Consider the following 11,839-nt stretch of genomic DNA (forward strand, 5'->3'; position numbering starts at 1 on the left):
ACGTGCCGGCGATCAGGCGTACCGCACGTATAGGGGGACAGGTTCACCCCGTGGTGCTTCGGCACCGGTGGAGGACCGTTGAGCGAGAACAGCACGGAGACCGGCGGACAACTGCCCAGATCACGGCCGGGCGAACTGCTCGAAGAGCCTCAGCTTCGGGTCGACACGGTGCGCGGGACACGCGACCGGGTGCACAGCTTGCTGGAGGCGGTGCTGTCGGTCGGGCGGGAACTGGATCTGCCCCACGTGCTCAGACGGATCGTGGAGACCGCCGTCGTTCTGGTCGATGCGGAGTACGGTGCGCTGGGTGTGATCGGCGACGACGCCCAACTGTCCGAGTTCCTGACGGTCGGAGTCTCCGACGAACAGGCGCTGCAGATCGGGCCGCTCCCCTCGGGACACGGAATCCTGGGAGAGCTGATCCGCCACCCGGAAACCCTGCGTCTGCCGGAGCTTTCCGCGCACCCGGCGTCATACGGACTCCCGGGGAACCATCCGCCGATGCGTACGTTCCTCGGCGTCCCGATCCGGGTACGGGACGTGGCTTTCGGCAACATCTACCTGACCGAGAAGCGGGGCGGCCGCGAGTTCGATGTCGAGGACGAGAGTCTGCTGACCACCCTGGCTGTCGCGGCCGGCATCGCCATCGAGAACGCCCGACTGTACAAAAAGGCCCGTGAGAGCCAGCGGTGGATGGAGGCGAACGCCGAGGTCGTCAGCGAGCTGCTGTCAGGCGCCGACGAAACACCGGTACTGGAACTGATCGTCGACCACAGCCGCCGCATCCTCCACGCGGACCTGGGCGTCGTCGCGCTCCCCGTACCGGGCGGTACAGACCTGCAAGTGATGATCGCGATGGGCGTCGACGCCGAGAACCATCGGGGGCTGATACTACCGGGCGAGGGCTCTTTCATGGGGACCGCGATGTCCGTCGGCCGACCGATCACCACGACACATATCACCACGGATCCCAGGGTCACCGTCGGCCCCCCGCGCTGGCAGGGGCTCGGGCCGGTGGTGGCAGTGCCCATGGTGGCCGGCGAAAAGGCACGCGGCGTGCTGATGCTCGCGCGCAAGGAGGGGTCGGCCGAATTCACCGAAGGCGAAGCGTCGCCGCTGCTCAGCTTCGCCGGCCACGCTGCGCTGGCACTCGAACTTGCCGAACGACGCCGCGGAGCAGAACAGTTGGCGCTGCTGGAGGACCGCGACCGGATCGCCCGCGACCTTCACGATCTTGCCATCCAGAGGCTTTTCGCGACGGGGATGACGCTCCAGAGCGCCGCGCGGTTCGTCCAGCACCCCGAGGCGAGCGAGCGGCTGGTGCGGGCTGTGGACGATCTGGACGAGACCATCAAGATCATACGATCGACCATCTTCGGACTGCGGGTCCACGAATCCGGCCGAGCCTCCCAAAGCCTGCGGGTACGGGTATCGGCGGCGGTGGCGCAGGCCGCCCGTACGCTCGGCTTCACCCCGGGGCTCAGCATGGAAGGGCTCATCGACACCGACGTGCCGTCGGCAGTCGCGGACGACGCCATCGCTGTCCTGGCCGAAGCTCTTTCCAACGTCTCACGCCACGCGAGGGCCACGACTGCCGGTGTTTCGTTCGCCGTCAGATCCGGGACCCTGACCATCACTGTTGTCGACAACGGAGTCGGCGTGACCGCCGGCAGCAGGCGAAGCGGCCTCGACAACCTCGCGGTACGGGCCGAGCGCCACGGTGGCAGCATGGACATGCGAGCCGGCACCCAGGGCGGTACCCGCCTGGTCTGGTGCGTTCCGGTGGCAGCAGACCACGCCGGACCCGCCTGAAGCGTGTTGCGGACGGTTGTGTCCGTGCACGTCGGGACGAGATTGTGGCCGATCAGGTCCTATGGCGAGGGCGAGTCCGGTGTTGATGTCCGCGGACCTTCGCCGAGAACCGGTGGTTGCGGGACGAGGCACCGACCTTCCGGTCCCGTACCGGGATCGGGGTGCCGTCCACGATCGCAGCCGAACAACGGCGCGAGCTGGCGCATCGTGAGGTTCGTGCCGAAATGCACGGCCACCAGCAACGCCCGGTCCGCCAGGGGATCTCTCAGGTCTCGGAAGCCGCGCCCGTCGATACGACCTCCTCGGTCAGCAGTCGGCGAATGTTCCGGGCCACGGTCTCGGCCTGGACGAAGGCTCGCGGACGGGCCGACGAAGCAGGGCCGACGGCGGGGCCGAGGGCGAAGACCTCGCGCATGGTCGTCGACCGGAACGTCTGCGGGTCGACAGAGAGAAAGCGGTGCCCGTCGGCGAGGCCGGACGGGAGCGGATGCAGTCCGGTCGCCACGACCAAGGCGTCGTAGCCGAGGGTGGTGCCGTCCGTGAGGCAGAGTTCCGCGCGATCGGTGTCCACGGAGGCGACCTCCACGTGACGGAAGCCGATGCCCTGCCGAAGCCGTAGATGCGCGGGCGGTTGCATAGCGTGCGGCCCGTAAAGGCCCAGGGCCACCAGGAGTTCGAGCTCCGGGTCGCGCGGGTCGATCCGATCGATCACGACGATGCGGAACTCACCGCCATAGCAGAGCGCGCGCAGCCGGTTGGCCGCCAGAGTACCCGCGGCGCCGCTACCGATGATCACAATGCGCTGGTGCGTTTTGTGTTCTGCGTATGGGTCCATGTGGTCTTCCACGGGGCTCACTCTCCGTTTGTCGGCGTGGCGCCTTTCACGGCGTCGCGCGATGAGGTTCCGGATGCCGGCGACCACCGCCAGCGGTCAGCACCGTCTGAGTGCTGCGCTGTTCGAGGCGCTGCTTTGTCACCTTCATGTGAAGCGGCGGCGCCGGCTAGCCCGAGCTTCTTCAGGTTGCCGTGTGCGGCGGCCGATGCCGAGAGCCGAACGGCCCTGCCGCGAGGGCGGACCGGGCCGTGAACCAGGCTCGGCCGGCCCTGCCCGTTCACGGAGCCGGGCCCCAGGATCGAGTCGGGGACCCATTACCGAAGGAGCGGGCATGAGCGCACAACGTGTCGTCGTAGGAGTGGACGGATCATCCCCGTCCTTCGTGGCACTGGACGCCGCCGCCATCGAGTCGCAGCGGCGTACGGCAGACCTCGAAGTGGTCTACTGCGTAGCCGACTTGGACGAAGGCGGCCCGATCCTTCGGGCCGCCGCCTCGCGGGTCGCCAAGCGCCACCCCGGCCTCACCGTCAACACAACCGCCGTTGTCGGGGACCCGGCCGACGTGCTGGTCGAACGGGGCCGCGACGCAGTCCTCACGGTGGTCGGCAGCCGTGGGATCGGCGGCTTCGCCGGGCTGATGGTGCCCTCGGTGAGCCATCGGGTGGCGGCCCGTTCAGACGTACCGCTGCTCGTGGTGAAGGGTACGGACGCCCGGCATACGTCTCGGCGCATCCGCAAGGAAGGGGTGTTGCTCGCTCTGGAGAATGACGACGACGCTGACGCCGCGCTGTTCGCCTTCGAGGAGGCCGAACTGCGCCACGCCCAGATCGACGTACCGCACGCCTGGACATATCGGCAGGCGCTCCTGGAAACCCTGGACCCGCACCCCACCGTGCCCGCACAAGAAAGGATCCCGCGCCGGACCGCAGCCTCGGCGGCACTCCCAGGTGAGTTCGTCACACCGCCGCGCCCGGCGTACCCGCGCCGTGAGTTCGGGACCCGGCCTGTGCGGTCCACGCCCTGCCGCGACCTCATCGCAGCCACCGCGGACGCGGAACTGGTGGTCATCGCCGCCCACCGGCGGCGCAACCGGCTGCACATCCAACTGGATCCGCTCATCCGGGCATTGCTACACCACGCGCAGTGCCCGGTGGCAATCGTTCCGGCTCCGGAAGGCTAGGGCGGAGGAACAGGAGCGCCAAACAAGGCGGCGGTCCCGGCCGCTGCCTCGACGAGCCTCCCCTCCTGAATCCGGGCGCCGCCACGCCACCACGCCCCTGGGCAGGGCGCAGGCCCGTGCGCACACACGCGCACGGGCCTCCGCTGTACCCCACCGTTCGCGGACGACAACATGACGTCCTTCCTTCGAGTTTCCCGTTCGACGTCGCATTGCCGAGCGCCCGCGCAAGAGGTCGTCTGCGATTCGGCGTGCACAGGGGTATTGCACCAACTCGTCGGGCGGGGCCGGGAGTCGGCGGGGACGCGGCCGAGGAGCAGGGTGACGCGGGCGTCGTCCTCGGTGACGTGGTCGGTGGGGAGCTGAGTGACGCGAGCGGTGGGCTGCGCGTTCAGCGAGCGCCTGTGGCCGCGCCGCACGGTCTGGTCCAGGAAGGCGCGGAACGTGCGGCGGCCGGGGGGCGATTGGGCAAACCGGGCGTCCAACAGGGTGTGGGTGCAGCCGACCAGGGCGGATTTCTGGGCTGTCAGCCGCCCCAGCAGGCGTACGACGCTGCGGACTTCGTTGCGCACGCCCGCGTACTGTCCGGAGGTGATCTCTCGGCGGGCCCCGTCACCACCTCACGCCGTCTCACCAGCCGGAATCTCTTCGAAGAGCTGCCCCAAGCGCTTTCGCGTGATTCTCACACGCGGGGGAGGTGGCGGTTTGGGCCAGCCTTCCTCACGGGCCTTGTCCGCTCGTGTCTGGGCCCAGCCACGCCACAGATATACCGGGTCGGTCTTCCTGAACATCCAGAAGCGATCGAAGAACCAGTCGCAACGCGCTTCATCCTCAAGTTCAGCCTTGACCCCTTCGAGGCGCGCTATCACCTCGTCGAAATCGTATTCGACCTTTCCCCGCATCCACCAAATTCCCATGTCGCCATGAGGGTGGCGACTCGCTTCCGTCGCGTGGCGCTGGTACGCAAGCTGCGCTGTCCACGCGAGTAACCCCTTATCGCTTTTACCTAGGTTGCACGGCTCACAGGCCGGCACCAAGTTACGCCAGTGCTCGGATCCGCCGCCATTCACCGGCACAACATGATCGATCACCTGCGACTCGGCGTGATCGCAGTAGACGCAGCGCCCCATATTGGCGAGCAACACCATCAGCCTGACCCACATGTCCTGCTTCTTGCGACCCAACAGTCCTCCTTCGCCTCCCAGCGACGGTAGCGGGCACCACTGACAGCCAGTCGCGGGCCGCGAGAAGGCCACCACGACGCTGGCGACGGCGCCTCAATCGACATGCTCAACGAGGTTGGCGCCGCGGGGTGCAGAAGAAATTCGAGGTCTGCGAGACACACCTGTCGTTCTCTTCGTCGTCCGCAGGCACCGACTGTGCCGTGGAAATCGATCTCTACAGCGAGATCGTCGAGAAGGCGGCGGAGAGGGCCTACACGGCGAAGTCGGTCACCCTCAGCCTGCGCAAGCCCGCAGATGTGTGGTGGCCGCGCCTCCAGAAGGACACGCAGAAGTCCGCCTGCATCAAGGCCGACTGGGACAGGTGGGTTGACGAAGAGGAGGACGGGTCCACATTCACCCCGCCCGCCGCTGAAGCGGCGCACAGCGGCTCGGATGCCGACAGGACCGACTTCGACGGCACGGATCTCGATACCGAGGACCTCACGGACGAGGATGAGGGCTCGCAGGCGGCACGACGTACGCGGTGTCGGCGCGTACGAGACCTTCGGCGGTGACGACATCGCACCGCCCGCTCCCCCGGCGCCGCGCCACCCATTTATTAGGCTGACCGGGTCCCGGGTGGTCCAGGGAGGGGCCCAGGTGGTCCAGGGAGGGGAACGGCACATGGCTGAGCTGGGTCGGGCGGGAAACGTCCTGGTCGTCGACGACGATGCCGCCATTCGCCGCTCGCTCGACCGCGGGCTGCGGCTGAACGGGTTTCGCGTACGGGTCGCCGACAGCGGTCCGCGGGCTCTGAGCGCGATCCGCCTCGATCCGCCCGACGCCGTGGTGCTCGATGTGTCGATGCCGGGTATGAGCGGCATCGAGGTGTGTACGGAGATGCGCGAGGCCGGTCAGGACGTGCCGGTGCTGATGCTGTCGGCCCTGGACGAGACCGCCGACCGGATCGCGGGACTCCAGGCGGGCGGGGACGACTATCTGGTGAAGCCGTTCGCACTGCAGGAGCTGGTCCTGCGGCTGCACGCCCTGCTGCGCCGCCGGCCGCCCACCGGGCGCGGTCTCGTACGGGCCGCGGGGCTCGAACTCGACCCGGCGGCGCGGACGGTGCACCACGACGGCACACCGCTGACACTGACGCGGCGCGAGTACGAACTGCTCGAAGTGCTCGCCCGCAACGCCGGACTCGTCCTCACCCGCGACCAGTTGCTGGAGCGGGTCTGGGGGTACGACTTCGACGTGCGGACCGACGCCGTCGACACCTTCATCAGCTATCTGCGCCGCAAACTGGAGAAGTCGGGCCGGCCGCGCGTCATTCACACCGTGCGCGGTGTCGGCTTCGTCCTGCGTACGGCCCTGCCCGTGGACGAACGGTGAGGCTGTCGACCCGGATCGCTCTCGCGGTGGGTCTGAGTGTGCCGTTGCTGGTGCTGCTCTGCGGCTGGCTGCTGCTCCAGTTCGTCTCCCACGACCTGCACCGCGAGCAGGACGACCATCTGCGCGAGCGTGCCGCGGCCGTCGCGAAGGACGCCCGTACGGTCCTGCGGGTGACGGCGGCCGACCGGCCGGACGCCGTCGAGGAGGCCAGGCAGCGGCAGTTGTACAGCGCGGCGCTCGACGTGGGGGTACGACTCGTCGGCCCCGGCGGGACGTTCATGGGCGGCCCGCAGCCCGGCGCGTCGGTGCCGCTGCCCGCCGACGCTTCGAGCCCGCTGACGGTGCGGGACGGGGAGTCGAGCTGGCGGGTCCTGTCCGTGCCGCTCAGGAGCGGGAAGCCCGGCGCCGCGGGTGCCAGGCGGGCGGCCACCGGCACCCTGTGGGTGTTCTCCCCCGACACGGTCGGCCGGGGCCAACTCACCCTGGTGCGGCGGCGCGTGATCACCACGGCCGTGCTCGCTGCGCCGCTCTCCGCGCTGGCTGCCTGGGGGATCGCGGTCGGCGCCGTCCGTCCGCTGGGCCGGCTGCGCAGGGAGACCAGCGGCCTCGACCCGCGCGCCAGTTCGGCCCGGCTGGAGCACCGGCCCACGGGGGTGACGGAGGTGGACGAGCTGGCCGAGACCGTGGCGACGGTCCTGACCCGCTACGACGAGCAGGCGGCGCGTACCGCGCAGGCGTTGGACACGGCGCGCTCCTTCTCATCGGCGGCGTCCCACGAGTTGCGCACGCCGCTGATGAGCATGGGCACCAATCTCGACATCCTCGCCGGGCATCCGGATCTGCCGTCGCAGGACCGGGCGGAGGTGCTGGACGATCTGCGCACCGAACACGGGCGGCTGCTGGGCCTGTTGGTCATGCTCCGGGAGCTGGGCCGGGGCGATCTGGTGGAGAAGGACGCCTTCGGACCGGTCGACGTGGCGGAGACGGCGGACGCGGCCGTCTCGGACGCCCGGCGGCGCGCTCCCGAGGCGTGCTTCACGCTTCGTGCCGGGCCGGGGCTCGTGGTCCACGGCTGGGAGCCCGGCATCCGTACGCTGCTGGACAACCTGCTGGCCAACGCGCTTGCCCACGGCCGGAGTCCGGACGGCAGCGCCACCGTCGAGGTCGGGGCGGTCCGCTCCCGGGAGTGGATCGTGATCACGGTCGACGACCGGGGGCCCGGCATAGCGCCCGACCGGCGGGAGGCCGTCTTCGGCCGCTTCCACCGCGGCCCCGGCAGTACGGGCTCCGGTCTGGGCCTGACCTTGGTCGCCCAGCAGAGCGCCCTGCACCGGGGCGGGGTCGAGATCTCCGCGGGGCCCGGGGGCGTCGGGACCCGGTTCACGGTACGGCTGCCGGCCGCAGGGGACGAGCCGCGGGCAGGTCAACCGCCGCTGCCGAACGGCTCGTTGCCAGGGCCGAGGGACTGGCTGATCGGCGCGGCCGAGCGGTCACACGATTCCCACAAGAACGGTTCCTAGCCTCACTGCCGTCGGGCGGACCGTCCGACGGAGCATCGGAGGCAATCATGCGGAACCCCGTTCTTCGCGAGCACCGCGTCACCGTGGTGGGTCTGGCGGCGGCAGCGCTTCTCGCGGGCAGCAGTCAGCTCGCGCTCGCCGACGACGGCGCCACCGCCACCCCGCGGGGCGGCACGGCGACCCAGGCCCAGAAGGCGGCGAAGGCCCCCAAGGCTGATGGCGCCAAGGCGCTGTGCAAGCGGGTGCCGAAGATCGAGGCGCGCATCGGCCGGGCGCTCAAGCGGCTCGACGGCGGTGTGACGGTCAGGGGGTCGGTGGCCCGGATGGAGAAGCGGGTCGGCAACGCGAAGACAGCCGGTCACACGGAGATCGCGACGTTCCTGAACCACAAGCTGGCGACCCGCACGGCGATGGTGAAGACGTTGCAGCAGCGGCAGACGGATGTGAAGGGCGTCAAAACCTGGTGTCAGAAGAACGACAACGGCAAGAAGCCGGCCCGGAATTCGGCAAGCTGATGACCGGACGCCGTATCCACCGGGCTGCGGGAGCGCTCGTCGCCGCACTCCTGGTGTGTCTCGTCACCGGCTGCTCGGGCAGTGACGGACCGGCCGGACCGGCCAGTTCCACAGCACCGGCCGCCTCACCCGGCGCGCCGTCGTCCGACCCGTCCGACCCGTCGGAACTGGCGGAGATGCGCGAGAAACTGGACGCCGCCGAATCGGCGGCGGCAGCCGAGGAGTCCGACGCCGCGTCCGACGGCTGAGCCGTCAGGGCCCTGGAGGACCGTCACACCGGCAGCACTTCGGCCGTGCCGTGGCGGTCCGTCCAGGTCGAGCGGTGGGCGCGGGCGGCGCCCAGGGCCCGGCGGCGGGCTTCGGCGGGGACCGGCAGGGCGCACAGCGCGTCGGCCGTGTGCAGCAGGTGCGTGGCGAAGTGCCGGCCGAGCGGGGTGAGATGGCCCGAGGCCAGGATCGTGGTGGTCGCTTCGCGGGTCGCGGTGCGCCAGCGGGCGAAGTGGGCGTGCGCGGCGGCTCGTTGCGCCGTCTGCGGTTCGGCCTCGCGGCGGCGGTTCCAGAACTGGGCGACGCCCAGGTGGGCGTAAGCGCCGTGGAACAGGCCGAGCAGCGGGCGCGGGTCGGGGCGCCAGGGGGCGTAGTACAGCTCTGGGGCGGCAGGGTCGAAGAGGTCGAAGAGGTGCAGCAGGGCGGCGAACTTGTTGTGCTGCATCTCGTGGACCAGGGTCACGGCGAAGCCGGTGCCGGTGTTCGGCAGGGACATCGCGACACAGCCGAAGGTCTCCGCGCTGCTGCCGCTGACGCTGCCGGGACCTACGCGCGTCAACGGCACCAGAACCCGTGGCCCCGCGGTGAGTTCCGCGTACGGGCCGGGGTGGTCGGTGCGGAGCAGCCGGTACGCGTCGTGGGCGGTCGAGCGCCAGCGGCGCAGGTCGTCGGCGCCGATCGCGCCGGGGTGCGGTACGGCGCCCGGGAAGCACGCGGGGTCGAGGGCGTCGAGGAGCAGCGGTACGCCGGTGTCGTCCTGGGTCAGTCTCCGCCCGCCGTGCCAGCGGACCCGTACCGTGTACGGGTCACGGGGCACGGTCAGCGGCGGTGAGCCGGGTACGCCGACGCCGGCCTGTCCGTCGGCGGTCACCCGCAGTTCGGCGGTGTCGCCGGCGCTGACGCCGGGGAGATGCGCGCGGCCGAGCGACGGCAGCGCGACCCAGGGGTCGGTGACCGTCCACCGCACGCTGCCGGGCAGTGCGGCGCGGGCCGTGGCCGCCGCGCCGAGGGCGGTCAGCCAATGCATGGGAGGCGCGGGGGGCATGGGGGTGCGGGAGTCCCGCTGCCCCGCGTCCTGGCCGCCGTTCGCCGCCTGCTGGACCCGGGCCAGCAGCCCGGCCAGCGCCGGGCCTGCGGAGGGGTGGGCGATGACCGCTGCCGTGGCGCCGGGGGCCGCCTGCTGCGCGGCGGACAGCAACTCCCATGCTTGCTGTGCTTGTTGGCCGGTCGCGCCGCCGATCTCGCGCGCCATGGTGGTGATCGCGTACACGCAGGCGAGCCGTCGGCTGTACTCGGCGCGGGCGAGCAGCCGCAGCGCCTCGGCCCCGCCGCCGCCCGCGGCGACGGCGTCGAACAGCGGGCCCGGCATCCGATGCGGCGCCGGCGTCATGCCACCGCCCCCACGTCGGCGGCGAGCCGGCCGCGTACCCGGGTGATCAGGGCGGTGAGATCGGCGCAGTACACACTGCGGTTGGCGAACCCGGTGTCCCTGCGGTAGCGGTTGGCGTAGTGCCCGCCGCCGCACACCTGGTGCAGCGGGCAGGCCAGGCAGTCGGCGCACAGCGCGTCGGCGCCCCACTGCCGGGCCGCGACGCCGGGGTGGCGCAGCAGCGTGTCGAAGGAGTGCCGCCGCAGGTCGAGCCCGGTGGTGGCGGCGCCCGCGTAGGCGGTGCGCAGGGTGTCGTCCTGGGTGAGGGTGCCGTCGGTCTCCACGACGGCGTAGCGCACCGGGCGCAGGCCGAGGGCTTCGGTGGCGGGGGCGGCGCCGAGGAGCAGCGCCATGAGGTCGTCGAGCAGCCGGATCCGGGTCTCGCCGACGGGGGCGCCGTACCAGCGTTCGAAGACGGTCCAGAGCCAGTCGGCGTACGGGGTGCGTCCGTCGCCGGGGGTGAGGCCGGGCGGTGGTGTGTGCCAATTGCCCAGCGGGAGAAGGAAGTCGACGGCGGGCGGCCGGTACGCGAGCAGGTCTTCGTAGACGCGTACGGGGTCGTTGCGCAGGTCGACGGTGCAGAGCAGACCGGCGAAGAGGTGCCGGTACGGTCCTTCGGAGAGCAGCCGCAGCGCTTCACGCACGCGGGTGTGGCTGCCGCGCCCGTCGGCGCCTTTGCGGTGGCGGTCCTGGGCGGCCCTGCCGCCGTCCACGCTGACCCCGACGCGGATGCCGTGTTCGGCGCACAGGTCGAGGCGGCGCTCGGTGAGGCGTACGCCGTTGGTCTGGAGGGAGAGGTTCAGCCGTACGCCGTCGCCGACGGCGGCGCGCAGGACCCGGGCGGTGCGGGCGAGGGTGGCGTCGCCGGCGAGGAGCGGTTCACCGCCGTGCAGCACGACACCGGCCTCGCGCAGGCCGTGCGCCGTGAGGTGTTCGGCGATTCGCAGGCCGGCGCGGTCGACGGTCTCCTCCGTCATGGTGCGCGGCTGGGTGCGCCAACTCTGGTCGTGGGAGCGGTACATGTAGCAGTAGTCGCAGGCGAGGTCGCAGCGGCTGTGGATCTTGAGGACGAAGGAGTGCAGCGGGGACGGCACCCAGCCGGCCGCTTCCCTGGACGCCACATCGGCGGCCGTCGGCCAGGGCAGCTCGGTCTGCCGCAGTGGCGGTCGACTCATCGGCTTCCCCCCGAAGTCGTGCGCCTGCCGCCCCTGGTCCGCCGGGGGCGGAGGCAGGCCGGGCGGAGCACACCATGTTCGTTCCATGTTCGTTCGGGCGCCGAACAGCGTCAACATCACGATTGAGCCAAAGGGGTTCCGATCAGGGCGAGTTGCCGGTCAGGAAGCCGGCCGGGAAGGGGGCGTTCGGCCCTGCTCGCCGGGCGGGTGCGGCGGTACGCTGAAGGGGTCACGATTTCTCTGACGCGTACTCGCCGGGCGGGTCACGGCGGAGCGGCCCCGAGCCACCACGGAGCGCATATGACAGCCGCAGCCAAGGGCGTCACCCCCGGCGCTGACGCCGAGTCGGCCGTCCTGGACATCTCGGATCTGCCGCTCGCCGACATCGCCGCTCTGCCGGACTCGGTCCTCGGCGATGTGCTGCGCCGGGTGCGCGCGAGCTGTGCGGCGGGCGACCCGTTCGTCACGGGTCATTCCGAGAGTCTGTGAGATGCCTGTCGGCGCTCCTGCACCGACATCTCTCCCTGTTCCGTTATATCCATTAAGTCCAT

At 70.8% G+C, this 11,839-nt stretch carries 12 protein-coding genes and 1 pseudogene; 8 read left to right on the forward strand and 5 right to left on the reverse strand.

Annotated features, from left to right (window positions below; translation table 11 throughout):
• The first annotated feature begins 78 nt into the window (after positions 1-78).
• A complete protein-coding gene (locus tag ACZ63I_RS11845) occupies positions 79-1,812 on the forward strand; it encodes a sensor histidine kinase (RefSeq protein ID WP_469337792.1) in 1,734 nt (577 codons plus the stop codon).
• Positions 1,813-1,915: 103 nt separating this feature from the next.
• Here the strand turns inward: ACZ63I_RS11845 and ACZ63I_RS11850 are convergent.
• Positions 1,916-2,069 (reverse strand): annotated as a pseudogene (locus tag ACZ63I_RS11850) (helix-turn-helix domain-containing protein); the annotation flags it as partial.
• 8 nt (positions 2,070-2,077) lie between these two features.
• Entirely contained in the window at positions 2,078-2,659 is a 582-nt protein-coding gene (locus ACZ63I_RS11855) for an FAD-dependent oxidoreductase (protein WP_469337794.1), read from the reverse strand.
• Positions 2,660-2,978: 319 nt separating this feature from the next.
• Here ACZ63I_RS11855 and ACZ63I_RS11860 point away from each other — a divergent pair, with 319 nt between their 5' ends.
• Positions 2,979-3,827: a universal stress protein gene (locus ACZ63I_RS11860; protein ID WP_469337796.1), complete on the forward strand. Its 849-nt coding sequence runs from the start codon at positions 2,979-2,981 to the stop codon at positions 3,825-3,827.
• 617 nt (positions 3,828-4,444) lie between these two features.
• On the opposite strand, the gene ACZ63I_RS11865 is transcribed toward ACZ63I_RS11860, so the two are convergent.
• Positions 4,445-5,008, reverse strand: a complete 564-nt coding sequence (locus ACZ63I_RS11865) for an HNH endonuclease (protein WP_469337798.1) — start codon at positions 5,006-5,008, stop codon at positions 4,445-4,447.
• Positions 5,009-5,208: 200 nt separating this feature from the next.
• Between ACZ63I_RS11865 and ACZ63I_RS11870 the strand changes: the two genes are divergently transcribed.
• From ACZ63I_RS11870 to ACZ63I_RS11890, 5 genes are all read left to right on the forward strand, one after another.
• The gene (locus ACZ63I_RS11870; protein ID WP_469337799.1) at positions 5,209-5,562 is read left to right on the forward strand and encodes an alpha-crystallin domain-containing protein; all 354 of its coding nucleotides are present in this window, start codon (positions 5,209-5,211) and stop codon (positions 5,560-5,562) included.
• A gap of 109 nt (positions 5,563-5,671) precedes the next feature.
• Entirely contained in the window at positions 5,672-6,382 is a 711-nt protein-coding gene (locus tag ACZ63I_RS11875) for a response regulator transcription factor (protein ID WP_469337801.1), read from the forward strand.
• Positions 6,379-7,902 (forward strand): sensor histidine kinase, encoded by a 1,524-nt coding sequence (locus tag ACZ63I_RS11880; RefSeq protein ID WP_469337803.1) that lies wholly within the window; start codon positions 6,379-6,381, stop codon positions 7,900-7,902. The genes ACZ63I_RS11875 and ACZ63I_RS11880 overlap by 4 nt, the downstream gene beginning before the upstream one ends.
• Before the next feature lie 47 nt (positions 7,903-7,949).
• The gene (locus ACZ63I_RS11885; protein ID WP_469337804.1) at positions 7,950-8,417 is read left to right on the forward strand and encodes a hypothetical protein; all 468 of its coding nucleotides are present in this window, start codon (positions 7,950-7,952) and stop codon (positions 8,415-8,417) included.
• The gene (locus ACZ63I_RS11890; RefSeq protein WP_469337806.1) at positions 8,417-8,665 is read left to right on the forward strand and encodes a hypothetical protein; all 249 of its coding nucleotides are present in this window, start codon (positions 8,417-8,419) and stop codon (positions 8,663-8,665) included. The genes ACZ63I_RS11885 and ACZ63I_RS11890 overlap by 1 nt, the downstream gene beginning before the upstream one ends.
• Positions 8,666-8,688: 23 nt before the next feature.
• On the opposite strand, the gene ACZ63I_RS11895 is transcribed toward ACZ63I_RS11890, so the two are convergent.
• Both ACZ63I_RS11895 and ACZ63I_RS11900 read right to left on the reverse strand, forming a co-directional pair.
• On the reverse strand, positions 8,689-10,074 hold the full coding sequence (locus ACZ63I_RS11895) for an aKG-HExxH-type peptide beta-hydroxylase (RefSeq protein ID WP_469337808.1): 1,386 nt from the start codon (positions 10,072-10,074) through the stop codon (positions 8,689-8,691).
• Positions 10,071-11,288 (reverse strand): FxsB family cyclophane-forming radical SAM/SPASM peptide maturase, encoded by a 1,218-nt coding sequence (locus ACZ63I_RS11900; RefSeq protein WP_469337810.1) that lies wholly within the window; start codon positions 11,286-11,288, stop codon positions 10,071-10,073. The genes ACZ63I_RS11895 and ACZ63I_RS11900 overlap by 4 nt, the downstream gene beginning before the upstream one ends.
• A gap of 300 nt (positions 11,289-11,588) precedes the next feature.
• Between ACZ63I_RS11900 and fxsA the strand changes: the two genes are divergently transcribed.
• Positions 11,589-11,777, forward strand: a complete 189-nt coding sequence (gene fxsA / locus ACZ63I_RS11905; RefSeq protein WP_469337811.1) for an FxSxx-COOH cyclophane-containing RiPP peptide — start codon at positions 11,589-11,591, stop codon at positions 11,775-11,777.
• Positions 11,778-11,839: the final 62 nt, after the last annotated feature.

This window comes from Streptomyces sp. NPDC087906, assembly GCF_055584925.1.

Coding starts and splice junctions, on each gene's coding strand:
- ACZ63I_RS11860 (WP_469337796.1), top strand. CDS start 2,979: ATGAGCGCACAACGTGTCGTCGTAGGAGTGGACGGATCATCCCCGTCC.
- ACZ63I_RS11875 (WP_469337801.1), top strand. CDS start 5,672: ATGGCTGAGCTGGGTCGGGCGGGAAACGTCCTGGTCGTCGACGACGAT.
- ACZ63I_RS11885 (WP_469337804.1), top strand. CDS start 7,950: ATGCGGAACCCCGTTCTTCGCGAGCACCGCGTCACCGTGGTGGGTCTG.
- ACZ63I_RS11890 (WP_469337806.1), top strand. CDS start 8,417: ATGACCGGACGCCGTATCCACCGGGCTGCGGGAGCGCTCGTCGCCGCA.
- ACZ63I_RS11895 (WP_469337808.1), bottom strand. CDS start 10,074: ATGACGCCGGCGCCGCATCGGATGCCGGGCCCGCTGTTCGACGCCGTC.
- ACZ63I_RS11900 (WP_469337810.1), bottom strand. CDS start 11,288: ATGAGTCGACCGCCACTGCGGCAGACCGAGCTGCCCTGGCCGACGGCC.
- fxsA (WP_469337811.1), top strand. CDS start 11,589: ATGACAGCCGCAGCCAAGGGCGTCACCCCCGGCGCTGACGCCGAGTCG.